Raw genomic sequence first — 19,715 nt, 5'->3', positions numbered from 1 at the left:
CGGATCGGCTCTGCTTCCCGCCGATCCGACGTCCCACCAGGAGCGACCATGGCACGCGGTCAGCACCATCGCATCCATGCGCAAGATCGCCAGCAACGCAACCGGCTGCGGGTGGCCCAGGAGGCCGCCCGGCTGATGAGCGAGCATGGCATCCGCGACTTCCACCACGCCAAGCTCAAGGCCGCGGAGCGGCTGGGCATCCACGACGCGCAGGCGCTGCCGCGCAACCAGGAGATCGAACAGGCCTTGCGCGAGCGCCAGCGCCTGTTCGATGCCGACAGCCAGCCGCAGCAGCTGAAGGCGCGCCGCGAGGCCGCGCTCGAGGCAATGCGCTTCCTCGGCCGCTTCGATCCGCGCCTGGTCGGGCCGGTGCTGGAGGGTACGGCGGACGCGCATTCGGCGGTCTGCCTGCATGTCTTCAGCGACGATCCCGACGCGGTGATGCTGTTCCTGCGCGAGCACGGGGTGCCGGCCGAGGCGCAGACCCGCCGCCTGCGCCTGAGCCGCGAGGAGCAGGCCGACTACCCGGTGCTGCTGTTCGCCGCCGACGGCCTGCCGTTCGACCTCACCGTGATGCCGCGCGATGCGCTGCGCCAGGCGCCGCTGGACCGCATCGACGAGAGGCCGATGCGGCGTGCCTCGCTGGCCGCGGTGGAGGAACTGCTTGCCGACGCGGACACCGGCGGGGAGCTCGAGCGGATGCTGGCCGCCGTGCGCCGCTAGGCCGGCTGCCGGACGATCGGACAGAAACGAAAACGCCCCGGCAAGCCGGGGCGTTTTTCTTCCAGCCATGGACGGGATCAGCGCTTCTCGGCCGGCACGTAGTCGCGCACGTCGGCCCCGGTGTAGATCTGGCGCGGGCGACCGATGCGCGAGCCCGGGGTCTCGTGCTGCTCGATCCAGTGCGCGATCCAGCCGGCGGTGCGCGCGATGGCGAACATCACGGTGAACATCTCGGTCGGAATGCCCAGCGCCTTGTAGATGATGCCCGAGTAGAAGTCGACGTTCGGATACAGCTTGCGCTCGACGAAGTAGTCGTCCTTCAGCGCCGCCTCCTCCAGCTTCATCGCCACGTCGAGCAGCGGGTCGTTGACGCCCAGCTCGGCCAGCACCTTGTGGCACATCTCGCGGATGATCTTGGCGCGCGGGTCGAAGTTCTTGTAGACGCGGTGGCCGAAGCCCATCAGGCGGAAACTGTCGTTCTTGTCCTTGGCACGCTTGACCGCGGTCTCGACGCGGTCGGGCGAGCCGATCTCCTCGAGCATCTTCAGCACCGCCTCGTTGGCGCCGCCGTGCGCCGGCCCCCAAAGCGCGGTGATGCCCGCGGCGATCGAGGCGTACGGGTTGGCGCCGGTGGAGCCGACCAGGCGCACGGTCGAGGTGGAGGCGTTCTGCTCGTGGTCGGCGTGCAGGATGAACAGCAGGTCCAGCGCCTTGGCGGCAACCGGGTTGAGCTGCAGCGGCTCGCTCGGCACCTCGAACATCATGTGCAGGAAGCGCTCGACGTACTCGAGGTTGTTGCGCGGGTAGCGGAACGGCCAGCCGATCGAATAGCGGTAGCAGGCTGCGGCGATGGTCGGCATCTTCGCGATCAGGCGGATCGCGGCGAGCTTGCGGTCATCCGGGTCATCCACGTCCAGGTCGTCGTGGTAGAACGCCGACAGCGAGGCGACCGAGGCGGCCAGCATGGCCATCGGGTGCGCGTCGTGGTGGAAACCCTGGAAGAAGTTCTTCAGCGACTCGTGCATCATCGTGTGATGCGTGATCTGGTGCTCGAAGGCGGCGAACTGGTCCGGCCTCGGCAGTTCCCCGTTGAGCAGCAGGTAGGCCACTTCCAGGAAGCTGGATTTCTCCGCCAGCTGCTCGATCGGGTAGCCACGGTACAGCAGCACGCCCTGGTCACCGTCGATGTAGGTGATGGCGCTCTTGGTGCTGGCGGTGGAGCCGAAGCCCGGGTCGTAGGTGAAGTGCCCGGTGTCCTTGTACAGCGTACCGAGGTCGATGCACGAGGGGCCCAGCGTACCGCTCAGCAGGGGCAGCGTGCTGCTGCGGTTGCTCGATTCATCGACGAGCTTGACGACCTTGGAATCGGACACGGGAACCTCCTTCACGAAAGACGCACCGGAGGCAGCCGCGAACGGGCACCGGCCGGCAAGGGAATGGCATCGCGCCTGGGGAAAGCAGACGATGCAACCGGTGCATTATCGCACAACGCCGGCCCACATCCGCGGGCGGATGGAGGCTGGGCTTGGGTCGGACACGAAAAGACACGGGGCGGACCCGTGGCCCGCCCCGTGTCTGCATGCCCGGCCCGCCACTGCCGCGGCGGCGGGCCGGAATCTTCTTCGGCTTACTTCTGGCCGTAGCGACGGCGGAACTTGTCCACGCGGCCGCCGGCGTCGATGGTCTTCTGCTTGCCGGTGTAGAACGGATGCGAGTGGCTGGAGATATCCACCTTGACCAGCGGGTACTCGTTGCCGTCCTCCCACTTGATGGTTTCCTTGGTGGCGATCGTCGAACGCGTCAGGAACGCGAAGTCGGACGACAGGTCCTGGAACACCACCGGGCGGTAGTTCGGATGGATATCGGGCTTCATGACGGACTCAAAGCGGCGGGTGAAAAGAGCGGCATTGTAGCCGTCGGGTGACGACGGGGTCAACTTCGGTCGGGACGGAAAGTCGCGCGTCTGACCGCCCGGCAGCGGGCGCCGTGCGCTCGCCTGCCCGCCCCGGGTCAGCCCGCCCCCAGCGCCCGCCGCACCATGGCCGCAAAGCGCGCCTGGTCCAGTTCCAGCACCACGTTGGCGTTGGCGGGCCGTCCCAGCCGCCCGGTCCAGTCCACGACCGTGGCCCCGCGGGTGAGTCGGCCGTCCAGTTCCACCGCCACATGCCGCCGCTCGCTGCGCACCACGACTGCCGGGTCGATGGCCACCGCCATGGCCAGTGCGTCGGCCGCGATGATGCCGCGGCGGCCGCGCTCGCGGTTGGTGCGGCGCGCGACCTGGCAGATGCTGCCGTAGAAGCGCGCGCGCGCGTCGCCGGCGGCGAGCCAGGCATCGAAGGCCTCCTCGTCGAACGCGTGGCGCAGGGTCAGCTCCCAGTCGACCAGGTCGAAATCGTCGAACGCCTCGAACACGACGTGCGCCGCTTCGGGATCGAAGCCGACGTTGAACTCGGCCGGCACACGCCCGGTGTTGCCGTGGCCGGTGACCGCGCCGCCCATCACCACCAGCCGCTTCACGCGCCGCGGCAGCTCCGGGTCCAGCCGCAGCGCCAGCGCCAGGTTGGTCAGCGGCGCCAGCGCCACCAGGGTCAGCTCGCCCGGCCGCTCGCGGGTGAGGCGCAGCAGGGCCAGTGCCGCCGCTTCGCCGGCCGCCGCGCCTTCCGGTTCGTCGAAACCCACGTCGCCGAAGCCGTCGCGCCCGTGCACGAATGCCGCGTCCTCCTCCGGCAGGCGCACCAGCGGCGTGGCGCAGCCAGGGAAGACCGGCGTGGCGACGCCGAGCAGGCCGGTGAGCACGCGCGCGTTGCGCACCGTGTGTTCCAGCCCGACGTTGCCGGCGGCGATGGAGAGGCCGGCCACGTCCGCGTGGGCGTGCGCCATCAGGATGGCGAGGGCGTCGTCGACGCCGGGGTCGGTGTCGATCAGGAGTTGCGGTCGGCTCATGAGGGCTGGACGCTGGCGAAACGATCAGTTTAGGCGAAGGCGTGGCGCATCGGAACGGCACCGGCCGCGGGCGTTCCGCACTATGCGTGCACGAAACGCGCGGCGCCGCCGATCCAGCGTTCGATCAGCCGCTCGGCCGCGTGCGGCCGGCTGCGCAGCATCGCCGCGCCCACCTGCTGCACCGCCGGCAGCAGGTGGGCGTCGCGCGTGAGGTCGGCGACGCGGAAGGCGAGCTGGCCGGTCTGGCGCGTGCCCAGCACCTCGCCCGGGCCGCGCAGTTCCAGGTCCTTCTCGGCGATACGGAAACCGTCGCAGGTCTCGCGCATCACGTTGAGCCGCTCGCGCGCGAGCGGCCCGAGCGGCGGCTGGTAGAGCAGTACGCAGTTGGAGGCCACCGCGCCGCGCCCCACGCGGCCACGCAACTGGTGCAGCTGGGCCAGCCCGAGCCGCTCGCTGTTCTCGATCACCATCAGGCTGGCGTTGGGCACGTCCACGCCGACCTCGATCACCGTGGTCGCCACCAGTACGGACAGCTCGCCGGCCTTGAAGGCATCCATCACCGCCTGCTTCTCGCGGGCCTTCATGCGGCCGTGGACCAGCCCCACGCGGCACCCGGCGAGCGCGGCGGAAAGCTCCGCGTGCGCGACCTCGGCGGCCTGCGCGCGCAACTGTTCGGACTCCTCGATCAGCGTGCACACCCAGTAGGCCTGGCGCCCATCCGCGCAGGCGGCGTGGATGCGCCCGATCACCTCCGCGCGGCGCGCGTTGGACACGGCGACGGTCTGCACCGGCCTGCGACCGGGCGGCAGTTCGTCGATGGCGGAGACGTCCAGATCCGCATAGGCGCTCATCGCCAGCGTGCGCGGAATCGGCGTGGCGGTGAGCACCAGCTGGTGGGGCACGTACTCGCGCGCATGGTCGGCACCCTTGTCGCGCAGCTCCAGGCGCTGCTGCACGCCGAAGCGGTGCTGTTCGTCGACGATCGCCAGCCCCAGTCGCGCGAAGCGCACGCCTTCCTGCATCAGCGCGTGCGTGCCGACCACCACCGGGGCGCCCTCGGCCACGCGCGCGAGCGCCTGCTGGCGTGCCCTGCCCTGCTGCTTGCCGGCGAGCCATTCGACGGCCACGCCCAGCGGTTCGAGCCAGTGGCGGAAGTTGCGCAGGTGCTGCTCGGCGAGCAGTTCGGTCGGCGCCATCAGGGCGACCTGGTAGCCGGCCTCCACCGCGGCCAGCGCGGCCAGCGCGGCCACCACGGTCTTGCCGCTGCCGACGTCGCCCTGCACCAGCCGCAGCATCGGCCTGGATTGCGCGAGGTCGTCGATCACCTCGGCCGCCACGCGCTGCTGCGCGCCCGTGAGGGCGAACGGCAGGTTGGCCAGCAACCGCGCGCGCAACGCACCGTCGCCGCCCAGCACCGGCGCACGCCGGCGGCGCACCGCGGCCCGCATGCGCTTGAGGCTCAGGTGCTGGGTCAGCAGTTCCTCGAAGGCCAGCCGCTGCTGCGCCGGATGCCGGCCGGCGACCAGTTCGGCCAGCGCCGCATCGGGCGGCGGCCGGTGCGCGTAGAGCAATGCCTCGCGCAGCGAGGTCAGTCCGTGCCGCGCGCACAGCTCCGGGGGGATCAACTCGAGCTCGGCATCGGCCGGCAGCAGCGCCAGCGCCTTGTCGATCACCCCGGCCAGCCGCTTCTGGCCGAGGCCTTCGGTGGTCGGGTAGACCGGACTGAGCCGCTCGTCCATCGCGACCGTCGCGCTCTCGGCCACGCGCTGGTACTGCGGGTGGACCATCTCCAGGCCCTGGGCGCCGAGGCGGGCCTCGCCGTAGCACAGCAGCCGGAGGCCCGGCTTGAGCTGTTCGGCCTGGGCACGATGGAAATGGAAGAAGCGCAGCAGCAGCGTCTGGCGCGAATCGTCGCCCACTGCGACCTTCAGCTGCGGCCGGTAGCGAAAGCCGCGCTCGACCGCCTCCACCGTGCCGAGCACCTGGGCGCGCTCGCCCGGACGCAGGTCGCCGATCATGGTGATGCGCGTCCTGTCCTCGTAGCGCAGCGGCAGGTGGAACCACAGGTCCTGCACCCGCTCCAGACCGAGCCGCGCCAGCGCCTCGGCGAGCGCCGGCCCGACGCCCGGCAGGGCGCCGACCGGCAGCAGGCCGGGGTCGGCGACATCAGCGGGAACGGCGCGGGCGCTGCGGGCGGGCATGGGACGTCAAGCCTAGCCCACGGCGCGACGCCTATGCAGCCGGCCGCTGTCGGCGGGCGCCGCGGGGCCGGGTCAGTCCAGCACCATCACCGCGTCGACCTCCACCTGCGCGCCCTTGGGCAGCGCCGAGACCTCGATGGTGGAGCGTGCCGGGTACCGCGCCTGGAAGTACTCGGCCATGACCGCGTTGACCGCGGCGAAGTTGGCCAGGTCGGTCACGTAGATGCCCACGCGGGCGAACTGCGCCAGCGAGCCGCCGGCCGCCTTGGCCACCGCCGTGAGGTTGTCGAACACGCGCCGGGTCTGGGTGCTGATGTCGCCCTCGACCAGGTTGCCGGTCGCCGGATCCAGCGGGATCTGCCCGGAGAAGTACACGGTGTCGCCGACGCGCACGGCCTGCGAGTACGGGCCGATCGCGGAGGGAGCCTGGTCGGTGGAGACGATGCTGCGGGGCATGGCGGGAGCCTCGTGGGTTGCGGCCCTCCAGTGTAAACAAGGCGGCGGCTCCCCGTTGAAGCCGCTTGCCCGCGAGGCGGGACCGCGCCGCACCCTACAGCGGATAGCGGTACGCGCCGCTCACCACGCCGGTGCGGCGCACGCGGCGGATCACGTCGGCCAGGTGCTTGCGATTCTTCACTTCCATCGCGAACAGCAGGGTGGCGGCGGCGGCATCGCGCTCGACGTACTCGACGTTCTCGATGTTGGAATCGGCCGCCGCGATGGCTGCGGCGACGGTGGCCAGCACGCCCGGGCGATTGATCACCTCGATGCGCAGCTCGGCGCGGTAGTCGCCCTGCACGTCGCGGTCCCATTCGATCGCCACGCAGCGCTCGGGCGACTTGCGGAACTCGACCACGTTGGGGCACTCCACGCGGTGCACCACGATGCCCTTGCCGGAGGACAGGTAGCCGATGATCTCGTCGCCCGGCAGCGGATGGCAGCAGTTGGCGAAGCTGAGCACGCCGCGCTCGGCACCGGTGATGCGGATCTTCTCGCTGACGTGCGGGGTGGCCGCGCCGCGCTCGCCGCCGCGCATGGCGACCAGGTGCTGCGCGACCTGGTCGGGCATGCGGTTGCCCAGCGCGATGTCGGACAGCAGCTCCTCCAGCCGGCGCAGCTTGTGCTCCTCCAGGAACCGCTCGAGCACCTTGCCGGGAATCGCGTCGATGTTGGTGCCCAGGGCGTCCAGCGCGCGGTCGAGCATGCGGTGGCCGAAATCCACCGCGTCCTCGTGCTGCAGGTGCTTGAGGTACTGGCGGATCGCGGTGCGCGCCTTGCCGGTGACCACGAATTCCAGCCAGGCGGGATTGGGCACCGCCGAGGGCGCGGTGATGATCTCGACCAGCTGGCCCGATTCCAGCCGCGTGCGCAACGGCAGCAGCTTCTTGTCCACGCGCGCGGCCACCGCATGGTCGCCCACGTCGGTGTGCACCGCGTAGGCGAAGTCCAGCGCGGTGGCGTTGCGCGGCAGCGAGAGGATGTCGCCGCGCGGCGTGAACAGGTAGACCTCGTCCGGGAACAGGTCGATCTTGACGTTCTCGATGAACTCGGCCGAGGACGGCGTGTGCGCCTGGCTGTCAGCCAGCGAGGAGAGCCACTCGCGGGCGCGCGCCTGCGCGCTGTTGGCCGGACCGGAGTCGGTCTTGTAGGCCCAGTGCGCGGCCACGCCGCGCTCGGCCACCGAGTCCATCTCGGCGGTGCGGATCTGTACCTCGATCGGCGCGCCGAACGGCCCCAGCAGCACGGTGTGCAGCGACTGGTAGCCGTTCGCCTTGGGGATGGCGATGAAATCCTTGAAGCGCCGGTCGACCGGCTTGTACAGCGAGTGCACGGCGCCCAGCGCCATGTAGCAGCTCATCGCCGTGTCCACCACCACGCGGAAGCCGTACACGTCCATCAGCTGGGCGAAGGTCTTGTGCTCGCTGCGCATCTTCGAGTAGATGCTCCATGGCGACTTGATGCGCCCGACCACGCGCGCGGGCAGGTGGTCGGAGGCCAGTCGCGTCGCCAGCGCATGCTCGATCTTGCTCATCACCTCGCGGCGGTTGCCGAGCGCGGCGCGGATGCGCTCGCTGATCACGCGGTAGCGGTCCGGGTAGAGCGCGCGGAAGCCCAGGTCCTGCAGCTCGGCCTTGAACTTGTTCATGCCCAGCCGCTGCGCGATCGGCGCGTAGATCTCCAGCGTCTCGCGGGCGATGCGCCGGCGCGAAGCGGCATCCTTGGCGCCGAGCGTGCGCATGTTGTGCAGGCGGTCGGCGAGCTTGATCAGGATCACGCGCAGGTCGCGCGCCATCGCCAGCAGCATCTTGCGGAAGCTTTCCGCATCCGCCTCCTGCCGGCTGGAGAAGCGCATCTTGTCCAGCTTGGTGACGCCGTCGACCAGGTCGGCCACCGTCTCGCCGAATTCGGCGGTGATGTCCTCGCGGCTGAGCGCGGTGTCCTCGAGGGTGTCATGCAGGATCGCGGCGATGATGGTCTCGGCGTCCAGCCCGAGTTCGGCGAGGATGCCGGCCACCGCGATCGGGTGCGTGATGTACGGCTCGCCGCTCTTGCGCGCCTGGCCGGCGTGCGCGTCCGCGCCCACCTCGTAGGCGCGCAGCACGCGGGCCACCTGCGGTTCGGACAGGTAGGCCACGCGCTCCTTCAGGGCCTGCACGAAGGGAGGCAGCACGGACGCGTCCACGGTAAGGGAGGGCGTGGTCGCCGTCATGGCAGGTGTGCCTCGCTCAGATGGCGCTTCCGTGCCGGGAGTGGACATGCACGGCGGGATTGCCGGCGGGGCCGGCAAGGCGACTGCGCGGAAGGCAGCCGCCGCCGTGCATCAGTCGTCGCCGCCCTTGGAGAGGTCGTCGTCGACCTCGGCGGCAGCCCATTCCAGCGCCTCGCGCTCGGCACGCTCGCGCTCGGCGCGATCGATCTCGTCGATCGTCGCCTGGTCGATGCGGCGGTCGGCGATTTCCCGCAGGGCGAGCACCGTGGGCTTGTCGTGGTCGGGATGGACCGCCGGCTCGGCACCCTTCTCCAGCTGGCGCGCGCGCTTGGTCGCCATCAGCACCAGTTCGAAGCGGTTGTCCACCACCTCGAGGCAGTCTTCCACGGTAATGCGGGCCATGCGAAATCCTCAAGCGATAAAGCGACTTATGGGCAGGAAGTGTAGCGGAGCGCAGGCTTGGCTGGCAATGCGCCATGCGCGTATCATGCGCGGTTCGCCCGCCGGACCGGCGGCGAGGGACCGCCGGCACCTGCAAAATACAGAACCAGGCGGTACAATTTTGCGGCACCCCCATTTGCTGCGGACCATTCGACGCCGATGTTCTCCCTGCCCCGCCTCTCCCTCAGCCGTCTCCTGCCACTGGCTGCGCTGGCCCTGCTGGCGGGCTGCACGATCGCCAAGCCGCGTACGGACGATCCGCTGGAGAAGTTCAACCGCAAGGTCTACGCCTTCAACGACGCGATGGACAAGGCGGTGATCCGCCCGGTGGCGGTCGGCTACCGCAAGGTCACCAACCCGCCGGTGCGCCGCTCGGTGAGCGACTTCTTCACCAACCTGCGGATGCCGATCACGGTCGCCAACGACCTGCTGCAGGCCCGTCCCAAGCAGGCGCTGCAGAGCACCGGGCGCTTCCTGGTCAACCTCACGCTCGGCCTGGGCGGCTTCTTCGACCCGGCCAGCCAGATGGGCATTCCGCTGGAGGACAACGACTTCGGCGTGACCCTGGCCCGCTGGGGCGTGCCGGACGGCGACTACCTGGTGCTGCCCTTCGTCGGCTCGACCACCGTGCGCGACGTCTGGCGCCTGCCGGTGGACAGCTACTTCTTCGACCCGCTGTCGATCTACGCGCGCACGCACGACTACAAGTACGGCCAGCAGTACCTGCCGCAGCTGATGTACCTGGTGACGTTGCGCTCGCGCGGCATCGATGCGGAGAGCTTCCTCGAGTCCGCCTACGACCCCTACGTGTTCATGCGTGACGCCTACCGCCAGCGCCGCATCTACCAGATCTACGACGGCAATCCGCCGGCGGACGTGATCCAGCAGATGCAGGGGCTCAACGACGACAACTTCGACCCGGAGCAGCTGCTGGACGAGCAGCACACCTGGGAGGACAAGCACCCGAAGGAAAACGGCAACCCGTCGCCGGAAAAGCATTAGCGGGCGCTGACCGGGCGCGCCACACCAAGAAAAAGGGGCCGTTCGGCCCCTTCTTCATACCCGGTGACGCGACGGGTTCAGCCGAGCAGCGGCTCGACCTCGCAGACCCGCGCCAGCGCGCGCAAGCCTTCGGGCAGGTTCTGCACGCGCAGCGGACGGCCGAGCCGGCGCGCCTCCGCCTGCACGGCCAGCACGCAGGCCAGCCCGGCGCTGTCGCTGCGCTCGACGCCCGCCAGGTCGAGCCGCTCGACCGGCCCGGCGGCCAGCGCCGCGCCGATCGCCTCCCATGCCGCCGCCGCCGTGTCGAAGCTCAGCACGCCGCGCACGCCGAGCGTGCCCGGCGTGTCGCGTCGCAGCTCGAAGGCGGACGCACTCATGGCGCCTTGCCGTCCTTCTCCATCGTCTCCAGCGCCTTCTCGCCCTGGGTCTCCAGGTTGGCGATCAGCTTCTCGATGCCGACCTTGCGGATCTCCGCGTCGACCTGGTTGCGGTAGTTGGTGACGTAGGAGATGCCCTCGATGATCACGTCGTAGGCCTTCCAGTCGCCGTTCTTGCTCTTGCGGAAGGCGTAGTCGACCGAGAGCTTCTTGCCGTCGTCCAGCACCACCTGCGTGCGCACCACGGTGCGCTTGTCGTTGAGGTCGCCGGTGAACGGCAGCACCTGCACCGCGCCCTTGGTGTAGTTGAGCAGGCCTTCCGCATAGCGGTGGGTGATCGAGTTGTAGAACGCCTTGGCGAAGCGCTCGCGCTGCTCCGGAGTCGCCTCGCGCGCGTGGCGGCCGAGCACCAGGATCGAGGCGTAGTCGATGTCGAAGTGCGGCAGGAAGACGTCGTCGATCACCGAGATCAACTTCTCCTTGTCGTTCTTCAGCTCATCGCGGTGGCCGGCGATGGTGGTGTCGAGCTGGTGGGCAATGTCCTTGACCACCTGCTCGGGGGTCTGCTGGGCGGACGGCGCCTGCGCGGCGGCGTCCTGCGCCAGCACGGGGGAGGCGGCCACGCCGCCGAACGCGACCGCAACCGCAAAAGCCAGGGTGCGCAACATGGGGGATGCTCCTTGATGGAAAGCCGGCGCTCAGTGCTTGCCGGCGGGGGTATCGGCAGGGGCGGCGTCTTTCTTCTCGCCGGGCGAGCCGTTGACGAGGAATTTGCCGATCAGGTCCTCGAGCTGCATGGCCGATTGGGTCAGCACCAGTTCGTCGCCGTCCTTCAGCATCTCCGGCGAGCCGCCGGGCTGGATCGCAACATACTGGGAGCCGATCAAACCGCTGGTGAACACCGCCGCGGCCGAATCGTCGGGGATCTGGTCGTAGCGGTCGTCGATCGCCAGCTCGACCTCGGCGTCCAGCTTGACCGGGTCGGCATGCACCGCCGCCACGCTGCCGATGGGCACGCCCGCCATCTTCACCGGCGCGCCCACCGAGAGCGCGCCGACGTTGCTGAAGCGCGCCTTCACCGTGTACGTGCCGCCGACGCGGTCGGAGGCGCCGCCGGCGCCGAAGAAGCGGCCCAGCATCTGCTCCAGCGGCTGCGAGGAGCGGGTCAGCGCCAGCGTGCCGCCGTCGGCGAGGTCCTTCTTGGCGCTGCCGTATTCGATGCCCACGTACTGGTCGCCGAGCAGGCCACTGGTGAAGATCGTGGCCACCGAATCGGCAGGAATGTGCGGATAGCGCTTGTCGATCGACAGCGTGACGTCGGCCGCCTCATGCTTGGGATCGAGCGCGATCGAGCGTACCTGGCCGATGCGCACGCCGGCCACCTTCACCGGCGCGCGCTCCTTGAGCTGGCCGACGTTGGTGAAGCGCGCATGCACCGTATAGCTGTCGCCCTGCCGGCTGTTGACCACCGAGGTGGTCTGTGTGGCCAGGTAGGCCAGCGCGGCGAAGCCGAGCACGATGAACAGGCCGGTGCCCACGGCATAGGATTGTCTCTGGCTCACGGCTCAGGTCCTCAACGGAATCACATCAGGAACGCGGTCAGCACGAAGTCCAGCGCGAGGATCGCGATGGACGAGGCGACCACGGTGCGGGTGGTGGCGTAGGCCACGCCCTCGCTGGTCGGCGGCGTGGTGTAGCCCTGGTAGACGGCGATCAGCGACACCACCGCGCCGAACACCAGGCTCTTGACCAGGATGCCGTTGACCACGTCTTTCCAGACGTCGACGGTGGCGGTCATGTTCGACCAGAACGTGCCGTTGTCGATGCCCAGCCAGGTCACCCCGACCAGGTGGCCGCCGAAGATGCCCAGCGCGCAGAACACCGCGCACAGCAGCGGCATCGCTACCAGGCCGGCCAGGTAGCGCGGCACCGCCACGTAGGCGATCGGATCGACGGCCATCATTTCCATCGCGGCGAGCTGGTCGGTGGCGCGCATCAGGCCGATCTCGGCAGTCACCGAGGTGCCGGCGCGGCCGGCGAACAGCAGTGCGGTGACCACCGGCCCGAGTTCGCGGTAGATGGCGATCGCCACCACCGTGCCGCTGGCCGCGGTGCCGCCGAAGATCGACAGCACGTAGTAGAGCTGCAGGCCCAGCACCATGCCCACGAACAGGCCGCAGACGGTGATGATGGTCAGGCTCATGGCACCCACGAACCAGAGCTGGCGCACCGTTTCGCGCAGGTAGCGCAGGCTGCGCGGCACCGCCGCCAGCAGGGTCAGCAGGAACAGCCCGGCCTCGCCGATCTGCGCCAGCGCGTTGACCACCACGTTGCGTTGCGGCCGGGCGTTCATGCCTGGCCCCCCGCCAGTCCCAGCGCCTGCGCGTAGTCGCCGGCCGGGTACTGGAACGGCACCGGACCGTCGATGGCGCCGCCGAAGAACTGGCGCGTCCACGGCGAGCCGTCGTCCGCGATGGTCCGCGGGTCGCCGTGCGCCACCACTTTGCCGTTGGCGATCAGGTAGACGTGGTCCGCCACCTGCTTGATCGCCTCCAGCTCGTGCGCCACCAGTACGCTGGTGATGCCGAGCGTCTCGTTGAGCGTGCGGATCAATTTGAGTACCTGACTGAGCGCGATCGGGTCCAGGCCCACGAAGGGCTCGTCGTAGAGGATCAGCATCGGGTCGAACACGATCGCCCGCGCCAGCGCCACGCGCCGCGCCATGCCGCCGGAAAGCTCCGAGGGCATCAGCCCCGCCGCGCCGCGCAGCCCCACCGCCTGCAGCTTGGTCAGCACGATGTTGCGGATCAGTACCTCCGGCAGCCGGGTGTGCTGGCGCAGCGGGAAGGCCACGTTCTCGAACACGTCGAAGTCGGTGAGCAGGGCCGAGTTCTGGAACAGGTAGCCGATCTTCTCGCGCAGCGCGAACAGCTTCTCGCGCGAAAGCTCCGGCACGTTCCGCCCGTCCACCCGCACCTCCCCGGCGTCGCCGCGCATCTGCCCGGTGATGTGCTTGAGCAGCGTGGTCTTGCCGGTGCCGCTGGGGCCCATGATGGCGGTGATCCGCCCACGCGGGATGTCCAGGTCCATCGCGTCGAAGATGGTCTTGCCGTTGAGCACCGTGGTGAGGCCACGGATGCGCACCAGCGGTTCGGAGGGGGCGGCGGGGGCGGTCATAAGCGGATAAAGGTAGCCGAGCGGTCGGTGCGGGCCAAGCGGCGCATGTCGCGCCTTCTCCGGCGGCCGGAGCGTCAGGCGAGCAGTTCGGCGATCAGCGCCTCGTGCCGCTTCCATTGCAGCGCGGTCCGGTGCCGTACCGCGCGCACGATCGCCTGCAGGTCGGCCAGCGCCTCCTCGAAGCCGTCGTTCACCACGATGTAGTCGAACTCGTGCGCGTGGGCGATCTCCTCGCGCGAGTTGTGCAGGCGCCGTTCGATCACCTCCGGCGCGTCCGAGCCGCGGCCGCGCAGGCGCCGCTCGAGCTCGGCCCGCGAGGGCGGCAGGATGAACACGCCCACGCAGTCCGGCTTGGCGCGGCGGATCTGCGCCGCGCCCTGCCAGTCGATCTCCAGCAGCACGTCGCGCCCCTGGTCGAGCAGCGCCTGCACCGTGGCCAGCGAGGTGCCGTAGAGGTTGCCGTGCACCTCCGCGTGCTCCAGGAAGGTGCCTGCGGCGATCTGCCGCTCGAACTCGGCGCGCTCGACGAAATAGTAGTGCCGGCCGTACTCCTCGCCCGCGCGCGGCGGGCGGGTAGTGTGCGAGATCGACAGCGAGATCGACGGCTCGCGTTCGAGCAGCGCATTGACCAGCGTGGACTTGCCCGCCCCCGAGGGCGCGGCGACGATGAACAGCGTTCCGCCGGGCGCACCGGTCATGGCGTCGTGTGTCCCGCAGCCGCGCACGACCGGGCGGACACCGGGCCTCCGCTCCTGCAGGGCTGGCGCCGGGTGCGGTATGGGTGGCCAGGGAAAACGCGCATCGTATGAGAGTGCCTGATTGCCATCAGGCAAGTATACGGCCCGCCGGCCGCGACCATTCCGCCGGCCCGGCGAGACGCGCGCTTGCGCCCGGGACCCGATAGGTCAGCCCGACGATGGTCGATGACGGGAAGACACGCGGCCGCGCCGCGCCGCTTCGCCCAGCCACGCGCCGAGTTCGGCGGTGGCCAGGCCGTTCGCGGCGGCCGGCAGATCGCCCGCGGAAATCCGCCGCGCGACGTCGCGGAGCGCTCGCATGGAACAGCGGTAGAGCGCGCCACCCAGACTGACGCGCTTGACGCCCGCCTGGTCGAGCTCGGCCAGCGAGCATGGTTCGCGGGCGGGACCCACCACCACGTTGACCGGCTTGGGCGCAACGGCGCGGACCACTGCCCGGATCGACGCGAGGTCCGGCAGCCCGGGCGCGTAGAGCACGTCGGCGCCGGCCTCGGCGAAGGCGGTCAGCCGCCGGATCGTGTCGTCCAGGTCGGGCTTGCCCTGCAGGTAGTTGTCGGTCCGCCCGGTAAGCACGATCCGCCCCTTCGCAGCGCGTGCCGCCGCCGCGACCCGCGCCACTGCCGCGTCGAAGCCGAACAGCGGGGCGGCGGGGTCCGCGGTGGTGTCCTCGATGCCCAGGCCGGCCAGGCCTGCCGCGATGGCCGCTTCCACCGTGGCGCGGCAATCGTCCGGCGCAGGGCCGAAGCCGTTCTCGAGGTCGCCGTTGACGGGCAGGCCGCTGAGCCGGCCCAGCAGGACGGCATTGGCCAACGCCTCGTCCCGGCCGACCGCGCCGGTCCCGTCCTGCCGCCCGGCCGCGAAGGCGATCGCCAGCGAGGAGGTGCCCAGCGCCTCGAAGCCCTCCCGCTGCAGGATCAGCGCGGAGATGCCGTCCCAGGCATTGGGCATGATGAACGCCCCGTGGCGGGCGTGGAGGGCGGCGAAACGCTCGTACATTTCCGCTTGGTGAAGCATGCGAGAGCTCTCCTGTCAGGGGGACTGCGACCCTTGCGCCGGGTGCGGGTCGACGCGCCACGGCGGAGGCGCGGCGGCTTCCGGCAGGTAGTCGTCGAACCAGATGTGCGGGAGCGTATCGGCCTGGCGCAGCCATTCGGCCACCCAGCGCGACGCGATCAGCTCCCGCATCCACGCCGCCGTCGCCGGCCAGGCCGCCAGATCCGGGCGGTGGCGCAGCAGCCGCACGGCGGCCGGCGCCAACGCGAAGTCGGCGAGCGACACGGCACCGAACAGGTACGGCCCGCCGGAGGCGGCCAGCACCGGTTCGAGCGCGGCGCACAACCGTGCCACCTCGCCCTGCTCGTCCGGCGTGAGCGGCCGTTTCCACGGGTAGAACGCGCTTTCGAAGGAGATCCGCCAGCAGATCCGCGACAGCCCGGCGTGCTGCCACGCCACGATCGAGCGCGCCACCGCGCGCCGCTCCGGGTCGGCCGGAAGCAGGCGGCCACCGGCATGGTCGTTGGCCAGCTCCATGATCGCCAGCGAGTCGAACACCACCGTCTCGCCCAGCACCAGCGCAGGCACGGTGGCCGACGGGGAGAAGCGCGCGATCCGCGCGAGGTTGGCGAAGCGTTGCGGGCGGCGGATATCCACCATCCGTTCCTCGAACGGAAACTCCGCCTCGCGCAGCGCGAGCCACGCGCGCATCGCCCAGCTCGATGCGTTGCGCGTGCCGGAATAGAGGATCGCGTGCGGCATGCCGGCGACCGTCAGGCCCGCATCGGCTGGTCCGGTCGCACCTCGTAGGTCGCCTCGCAGGTCACCGGGAAGTTCACCGAACGCGCGATGAAGCAATACCGGTGGATCTCGTGGTGGATGCGGTCCGCCGCCTGCGCGTCGCTGCCCGGCGCCAGCGTGATCGTCGGGCGCAGCGTCGCGCGCAGGAAGCGCCCGGCCCCGCCCGGCTCGGTCTCGCCCACACCGAGCGGACTGTCCCGATAAGCCTCCACGACGATTCCCGCGTCGCTTGCCAGGTGCAGGTACCAGAGCATGTGGCAGGCGGCGAGCGAGGACAGCAGCAGGTCCTCCGGGTTGTGCAGCCCGGGATCGCCGCCGAGCAGCGGATCGTTCGAGCAGTGCACCACCGGCTTGCCTCCGATGGCGATGTCCCAGGTGCGGTCGTAGCCGCGGTAGGTGCGGGTGCCGAGGCCCCGGTTGCCGGTCCAGACGATGGTGGAGGTGTAGTCGTGGCTGCGCTTCATGGGGAGTACTCGGACGGAGCGGTCATCGATTGGCCGGCGCAACGGCGTGCAACCGCTGGCTCAGCGCGGCCACTTCCTCGGCGGACCATCGGGAATGCCTGCGCTGCGTCGAGGGCGGATGGTGCCTGCGCCCCAGGCCCGAACCGGGCCGCCACTCCTCGAGCGGGCGTATCGGACGGCGCACCAGGTTGCCGCCGCACGTCGGGCAGACGTCGTGCAGCACGTCGCGCACGCAGTCCTCGCAGTAGGTGCATTCGTAGCTGCAGATCATCGCGTGCGGCGAGTCCGGCGGAAGGTCGCGGTCGCACCACTCGCAGTTGGGGCGCAACTCAAGCATGGGTCACCCCACGGGCCGGAGGGACGCGGTTGGTTGATCGCCACGTTGCCGTCATGGAGGTACCTCGCACTCTGCTATGGAAATCGTAGCACCGCGGTTGGCCGGCCGCTACGATTTTCGTACTCTCGCCCTTCCGTCACCGAAGCGCGCAGGTCCCCATGCCCATTCCCGTACCAGGCCACAAGGTCCGCGGCTCCCGCAGCGGGGCACCGGTCATGGCGTTGCTCGACCTGCTGGGCCGGTCGTGGGCGATGGGCATCATCTGGGTGCTGGCCGAGCACGGCCCCTGCGGCTTCGCCGAACTGCAGCGACGCTGCGAAACCATTTCCCCCGGCGTGCTCAGCACCCGGCTCAAGGAACTGCTCGCCACCCGGCTGCTGGCACAGGAAGGCAGCGACTACGCCCTGAGCAAACGCGGCCGCCAGCTGTTCGGGCTGATCGAGCCGCTGGGCACCTGGGCGCGCGACTGGGCGCACGACCTGACCGGCTCGCGCTACCCCGATCAGGCGCGCAAGCGCTGACGGGCCCGCCGCATCCGCGGGCGCTGCGGCCCCTGTCAGCGCTCGTCGAGCTCGGCCAGGTTCTTCGCGAGCAGATGCCGCAGGGCCGGGACGGTTCCCAGCAGCTCGACCAGCCGGTCGCGAAGGTGCCTGGCAGGCGTGCTCTCGAGCGAAAGCGCCCGTGTCAGGCGGTCGGTGAAGGCGACCACTTCCCTTGCCCGCGGCAGACGCATCGCCTCATAGGCGTCGAGCGCCGACGGCGCGGACCCGGACCGCAGCACCCGGGCCAGCAGGTCGGCAAGCAGGACGGCATCCTGGATGCCGTTGTTCATGCCCTGGCCGCCCGCCGGGCTGTGGACGTGCGCCGCATCGCCCACGAGGAAGACGTTGCCCGCCCTCAGGTGCTCGGCCACGCCGTGGTGCACGCGAAACCCCGACGACCACGCCACGGCCTCGATCCGGGCCCGATGGACCCTTGGCGCGCGTTCATCGAGCATCGCCTGCAGCAGTCCGGCGTCGACCGGCCCGGGTAGCGCCTGCACGGCGCCGATCAGCCGGTAGCGGCGGTCGCCGAAAGGCGCGGTGAGCAGGATGCCGTGGTCCGCCAGCGACAGACGCAGCGCATAAGGGCCGATCTCGCGATCCAGGCGGACGTCGCCGAGCACGAAGGACTGCGGGTACGTGCCCTCGTCGAAGCGGATGCCCAGGCTGGCGCGGACCATGCTGTGCAGTCCGTCCGCGCCGATCACGTAACGCGCGCGTATCGTCCGGGGGCCGACCGGGGTGTCCACGTCGACCCGCGCGTATCCCTCCGCGTCATCGTCCGTCAGCCGTGCGGCCTCGCATCCCCGCAGCACGCCTCCCCCCAGCGCCCGGAGCCGTTCTTCCAGGACACGTTCGGTCTGGTCCTGCGGCAGCAAGAGCACGAAGGGATAGGCGGTTTCCAGGCCGGCGAAGGAAATGCGGGTGCGCAGCTCGTCGCCTGAGAAGATGTCGAACGTCTCGGCAAGCACGCCACGACGGATCAGTTCCCGGGAAACGCCCAGCGGCTCCAGCACCTCCAGCGTGCGCGCCTGAACGGCGGCGGCCCGCGACGTCGCACGCGGCTCGCGCAACCGGTCGATGAGTACGTGCTCGATGCGGCGCTGCGCCAGGCACCCGGCCAGGGCCAGGCCGCATGGGCCCGCCCCTACGATCATCACCTCGGTACGTTCCGGTATCTGCATGGCTGGCTCCGTTCGGAATGACCCGGAAGAGGCTATGTCAACGGTCGTTGACTTTGCGGGAAAGCCGCCGCAACGCGGCGTCAAGATCGCCGGAGCACGGGATTCGACCCGGTTCGTTTCACGGTTCCCGACCCGGAGGCGTGGGCCCGTGATGGCGCGTCGGCGCGTCCAGTCCGCCGATCCAGGCGGCCACCGGGGGGTGGGACAGGAGCTCTTCCATCCACGTACCGGTCGCCGGCCAATCGGAAAGGTCGGCATGCCGGAGTAGCCCGATCGCCGCCGGAGCGAGCGAGAGATCCGCCAGCGACACCGGCCCGAAGAGAAACGGGCCTGTGGATGCCGCGAGCAGGGGCTCGATCACACGACAAAGGCGGGCGACCTCGCTTCGCTCGTCCCCGTTCAGCGGACGCGTCCACGGATCGAAAGTGCTCTCGAACGCGAGTCGCCAGCAGGTCGGGCTTGCGTGCTGCCAGGCCATGATCGAGCGGGCCGCCGCACGTGGGCCGGCGTCTTTCGGAAGCAGTGTCCCGCGGGCGTAGTCGTTGGCGAACGCCATGATCGCCGGCGCACCGCAGACCACGGTTTCGCCGACTACCAGCAAGGGGGCCGTCACGGCAGGGTGCGGGCTACCGATCGGGAGCGGGTCGGGAGAGCCATGCGGTTGTCGCAAGTCGGCAGCCACCTCCTGGAACGGGAACCCGGCCTCACGCAGGGCGAGCCATGCACGCATGGCGCGCCCTGACGCATGTCGCGCGCCGAAATGCAGAAAAGCCTGGCTCATGGGTGTCTGGCGTGATGCGGCAACGGTGATCGGGCGATGCGCCTGCGGCTGGGGGTGCATCGTTCGCGACCGGAAGGTACCGCTCGGACGTTGCGCCAGGTGCCGCTGCCCTTCCCGATCGGCGGGCAGCAGGCTAAGGCCATCCGTGTCGCAACGTCAACGGACGTTGACATCGATGCGGGCCACGCGCACGCTACTTGTCGGCAATGACCGACTGCGCCTGCTGCCGGGCGCGACTCCGAATTCGCGCGCTCCGAGGCTCTTGCGCATGGCGCGACTGC

General features: G+C 70.1%; 22 protein-coding genes. 3 read left to right on the top strand and 19 right to left on the bottom strand.

What is annotated here, in order from left to right; genetic code table 11:
- Window positions 1–48 precede the first annotated feature (48 nt).
- Window positions 49–723 (top strand): hypothetical protein, encoded by a 675-nt coding sequence (locus WAT24_RS02915; RefSeq protein WP_336806318.1) that lies wholly within the window; start codon window positions 49–51, stop codon window positions 721–723.
- Window positions 724–800: 77 nt separating this feature from the next.
- Here the strand turns inward: WAT24_RS02915 and WAT24_RS02910 are convergent, their stop codons facing one another.
- From WAT24_RS02910 to rpoZ, 7 genes are all read right to left on the bottom strand, one after another.
- Window positions 801–2,096 carry a citrate synthase gene (locus tag WAT24_RS02910; RefSeq protein ID WP_336806317.1) on the bottom strand — a complete coding sequence of 432 codons (1,296 nt, stop codon included), beginning with the start codon at window positions 2,094–2,096 and terminating at the stop codon, window positions 801–803.
- A gap of 254 nt (window positions 2,097–2,350) precedes the next feature.
- Complete coding sequence (locus tag WAT24_RS02905; RefSeq protein ID WP_336806316.1) at window positions 2,351–2,596, bottom strand: type B 50S ribosomal protein L31; 246 nt, start codon at window positions 2,594–2,596, stop codon at window positions 2,351–2,353.
- 137 nt (window positions 2,597–2,733) lie between these two features.
- Window positions 2,734–3,666 (bottom strand): nucleoside hydrolase, encoded by a 933-nt coding sequence (locus WAT24_RS02900; protein WP_336806315.1) that lies wholly within the window; start codon window positions 3,664–3,666, stop codon window positions 2,734–2,736.
- An 80-nt stretch (window positions 3,667–3,746) separates the two neighbouring features.
- Window positions 3,747–5,867 carry an ATP-dependent DNA helicase RecG gene (recG, locus tag WAT24_RS02895; RefSeq protein ID WP_336806314.1) on the bottom strand — a complete coding sequence of 707 codons (2,121 nt, stop codon included), beginning with the start codon at window positions 5,865–5,867 and terminating at the stop codon, window positions 3,747–3,749.
- Window positions 5,868–5,939: 72 nt separating this feature from the next.
- Complete coding sequence (locus WAT24_RS02890; protein WP_336806313.1) at window positions 5,940–6,323, bottom strand: RidA family protein; 384 nt, start codon at window positions 6,321–6,323, stop codon at window positions 5,940–5,942.
- Between the two features lie 94 nt (window positions 6,324–6,417).
- Window positions 6,418–8,577: a RelA/SpoT family protein gene (locus tag WAT24_RS02885; RefSeq protein WP_336806312.1), complete on the bottom strand. Its 2,160-nt coding sequence runs from the start codon at window positions 8,575–8,577 to the stop codon at window positions 6,418–6,420.
- Window positions 8,578–8,688: 111 nt separating this feature from the next.
- Window positions 8,689–8,979: a DNA-directed RNA polymerase subunit omega gene (gene rpoZ, locus WAT24_RS02880; RefSeq protein WP_091334509.1), complete on the bottom strand. Its 291-nt coding sequence runs from the start codon at window positions 8,977–8,979 to the stop codon at window positions 8,689–8,691.
- A gap of 198 nt (window positions 8,980–9,177) precedes the next feature.
- Between rpoZ and WAT24_RS02875 the strand changes: the two genes are divergently transcribed.
- Window positions 9,178–10,020 carry an MlaA family lipoprotein gene (locus WAT24_RS02875; RefSeq protein ID WP_336806311.1) on the top strand — a complete coding sequence of 281 codons (843 nt, stop codon included), beginning with the start codon at window positions 9,178–9,180 and terminating at the stop codon, window positions 10,018–10,020.
- Between the two features lie 77 nt (window positions 10,021–10,097).
- Here WAT24_RS02875 and WAT24_RS02870 read toward each other — a convergent pair whose 3' ends face one another.
- The 10 genes from WAT24_RS02870 to WAT24_RS02825 all read right to left on the bottom strand — a co-directional run bounded on the left by WAT24_RS02870 (window position 10,098) and on the right by WAT24_RS02825 (window position 16,927).
- Complete coding sequence (locus tag WAT24_RS02870) at window positions 10,098–10,397, bottom strand: STAS domain-containing protein (protein WP_336806310.1); 300 nt, start codon at window positions 10,395–10,397, stop codon at window positions 10,098–10,100.
- Window positions 10,394–11,065 (bottom strand): MlaC/ttg2D family ABC transporter substrate-binding protein, encoded by a 672-nt coding sequence (locus tag WAT24_RS02865; protein WP_336806309.1) that lies wholly within the window; start codon window positions 11,063–11,065, stop codon window positions 10,394–10,396. Before WAT24_RS02865 ends, WAT24_RS02870 begins: the two co-directional genes overlap by 4 nt.
- Before the next feature lie 30 nt (window positions 11,066–11,095).
- Entirely contained in the window at window positions 11,096–11,959 is an 864-nt protein-coding gene (gene mlaD, locus WAT24_RS02860; protein WP_336806308.1) for an outer membrane lipid asymmetry maintenance protein MlaD, read from the bottom strand.
- 20 nt (window positions 11,960–11,979) lie between these two features.
- Window positions 11,980–12,750: a lipid asymmetry maintenance ABC transporter permease subunit MlaE gene (gene mlaE, locus WAT24_RS02855; protein ID WP_336806307.1), complete on the bottom strand. Its 771-nt coding sequence runs from the start codon at window positions 12,748–12,750 to the stop codon at window positions 11,980–11,982.
- Window positions 12,747–13,574, bottom strand: a complete 828-nt coding sequence (locus WAT24_RS02850; protein WP_336806306.1) for an ABC transporter ATP-binding protein — start codon at window positions 13,572–13,574, stop codon at window positions 12,747–12,749. Before WAT24_RS02850 ends, mlaE begins: the two co-directional genes overlap by 4 nt.
- A 74-nt stretch (window positions 13,575–13,648) precedes the next feature.
- Window positions 13,649–14,272 (bottom strand): guanylate kinase, encoded by a 624-nt coding sequence (gmk, locus tag WAT24_RS02845; RefSeq protein WP_336806305.1) that lies wholly within the window; start codon window positions 14,270–14,272, stop codon window positions 13,649–13,651.
- Window positions 14,273–14,479: 207 nt separating this feature from the next.
- Complete coding sequence (locus tag WAT24_RS02840) at window positions 14,480–15,346, bottom strand: isocitrate lyase/PEP mutase family protein (RefSeq protein WP_336806304.1); 867 nt, start codon at window positions 15,344–15,346, stop codon at window positions 14,480–14,482.
- A 15-nt stretch (window positions 15,347–15,361) separates the two neighbouring features.
- On the bottom strand, window positions 15,362–16,087 hold the full coding sequence (locus WAT24_RS02835; RefSeq protein ID WP_336806303.1) for a glutathione S-transferase family protein: 726 nt from the start codon (window positions 16,085–16,087) through the stop codon (window positions 15,362–15,364).
- 11 nt (window positions 16,088–16,098) lie between these two features.
- On the bottom strand, window positions 16,099–16,590 hold the full coding sequence (locus WAT24_RS02830) for an OsmC family protein (protein ID WP_336806302.1): 492 nt from the start codon (window positions 16,588–16,590) through the stop codon (window positions 16,099–16,101).
- A gap of 22 nt (window positions 16,591–16,612) precedes the next feature.
- Window positions 16,613–16,927 (bottom strand): DUF1272 domain-containing protein, encoded by a 315-nt coding sequence (locus tag WAT24_RS02825; RefSeq protein WP_336806301.1) that lies wholly within the window; start codon window positions 16,925–16,927, stop codon window positions 16,613–16,615.
- A 158-nt stretch (window positions 16,928–17,085) separates the two neighbouring features.
- Between WAT24_RS02825 and WAT24_RS02820 the strand changes: the two genes are divergently transcribed.
- Entirely contained in the window at window positions 17,086–17,448 is a 363-nt protein-coding gene (locus WAT24_RS02820) for a winged helix-turn-helix transcriptional regulator (protein WP_336806300.1), read from the top strand.
- 35 nt (window positions 17,449–17,483) lie between these two features.
- Here the strand turns inward: WAT24_RS02820 and WAT24_RS02815 are convergent, their stop codons facing one another.
- Both WAT24_RS02815 and WAT24_RS02810 read right to left on the bottom strand, forming a co-directional pair.
- On the bottom strand, window positions 17,484–18,653 hold the full coding sequence (locus WAT24_RS02815) for an FAD-dependent oxidoreductase (RefSeq protein ID WP_336806299.1): 1,170 nt from the start codon (window positions 18,651–18,653) through the stop codon (window positions 17,484–17,486).
- Between the two features lie 118 nt (window positions 18,654–18,771).
- Window positions 18,772–19,434 (bottom strand): glutathione S-transferase family protein, encoded by a 663-nt coding sequence (locus tag WAT24_RS02810; RefSeq protein ID WP_336806298.1) that lies wholly within the window; start codon window positions 19,432–19,434, stop codon window positions 18,772–18,774.
- Between the last annotated feature and the right edge of the window lie 281 nt (window positions 19,435–19,715).

Source organism: Fulvimonas yonginensis (assembly GCF_037137055.1).
Classification (GTDB): Bacteria; Pseudomonadota; Gammaproteobacteria; order Xanthomonadales; family Rhodanobacteraceae; genus Frateuria_A; species Frateuria_A yonginensis.
This window is presented reverse-complemented; position numbering and strand designations above follow the sequence as displayed.

What these genes read in the sequence shown, in the direction of transcription:
- WAT24_RS02840 (WP_336806304.1), bottom strand. Translation starts at nt 15,346, where the DNA reads ATGCTTCACCAAGCGGAAATGTACGAGCGTTTCGCCGCCCTCCACGCC.
- recG (WP_336806314.1), bottom strand. Translation starts at nt 5,867, where the DNA reads ATGCCCGCCCGCAGCGCCCGCGCCGTTCCCGCTGATGTCGCCGACCCC.
- WAT24_RS02835 (WP_336806303.1), bottom strand. Translation starts at nt 16,087, where the DNA reads ATGCCGCACGCGATCCTCTATTCCGGCACGCGCAACGCATCGAGCTGG.
- WAT24_RS02865 (WP_336806309.1), bottom strand. Translation starts at nt 11,065, where the DNA reads ATGTTGCGCACCCTGGCTTTTGCGGTTGCGGTCGCGTTCGGCGGCGTG.
- WAT24_RS02815 (WP_336806299.1), bottom strand. Translation starts at nt 18,653, where the DNA reads ATGCAGATACCGGAACGTACCGAGGTGATGATCGTAGGGGCGGGCCCA.
- gmk (WP_336806305.1), bottom strand. Translation starts at nt 14,272, where the DNA reads ATGACCGGTGCGCCCGGCGGAACGCTGTTCATCGTCGCCGCGCCCTCG.
- WAT24_RS02850 (WP_336806306.1), bottom strand. Translation starts at nt 13,574, where the DNA reads ATGACCGCCCCCGCCGCCCCCTCCGAACCGCTGGTGCGCATCCGTGGC.
- WAT24_RS02905 (WP_336806316.1), bottom strand. Translation starts at nt 2,596, where the DNA reads ATGAAGCCCGATATCCATCCGAACTACCGCCCGGTGGTGTTCCAGGAC.
- mlaE (WP_336806307.1), bottom strand. Translation starts at nt 12,750, where the DNA reads ATGAACGCCCGGCCGCAACGCAACGTGGTGGTCAACGCGCTGGCGCAG.
- WAT24_RS02900 (WP_336806315.1), bottom strand. Translation starts at nt 3,666, where the DNA reads ATGAGCCGACCGCAACTCCTGATCGACACCGACCCCGGCGTCGACGAC.
- WAT24_RS02825 (WP_336806301.1), bottom strand. Translation starts at nt 16,927, where the DNA reads ATGCTTGAGTTGCGCCCCAACTGCGAGTGGTGCGACCGCGACCTTCCG.
- WAT24_RS02830 (WP_336806302.1), bottom strand. Translation starts at nt 16,590, where the DNA reads ATGAAGCGCAGCCACGACTACACCTCCACCATCGTCTGGACCGGCAAC.
- rpoZ (WP_091334509.1), bottom strand. Translation starts at nt 8,979, where the DNA reads ATGGCCCGCATTACCGTGGAAGACTGCCTCGAGGTGGTGGACAACCGC.
- WAT24_RS02885 (WP_336806312.1), bottom strand. Translation starts at nt 8,577, where the DNA reads ATGACGGCGACCACGCCCTCCCTTACCGTGGACGCGTCCGTGCTGCCT.
- WAT24_RS02820 (WP_336806300.1), top strand. Translation starts at nt 17,086, where the DNA reads ATGCCCATTCCCGTACCAGGCCACAAGGTCCGCGGCTCCCGCAGCGGG.
- WAT24_RS02870 (WP_336806310.1), bottom strand. Translation starts at nt 10,397, where the DNA reads ATGAGTGCGTCCGCCTTCGAGCTGCGACGCGACACGCCGGGCACGCTC.
- WAT24_RS02875 (WP_336806311.1), top strand. Translation starts at nt 9,178, where the DNA reads ATGTTCTCCCTGCCCCGCCTCTCCCTCAGCCGTCTCCTGCCACTGGCT.
- WAT24_RS02915 (WP_336806318.1), top strand. Translation starts at nt 49, where the DNA reads ATGGCACGCGGTCAGCACCATCGCATCCATGCGCAAGATCGCCAGCAA.
- WAT24_RS02810 (WP_336806298.1), bottom strand. Translation starts at nt 19,434, where the DNA reads ATGAGCCAGGCTTTTCTGCATTTCGGCGCGCGACATGCGTCAGGGCGC.
- WAT24_RS02890 (WP_336806313.1), bottom strand. Translation starts at nt 6,323, where the DNA reads ATGCCCCGCAGCATCGTCTCCACCGACCAGGCTCCCTCCGCGATCGGC.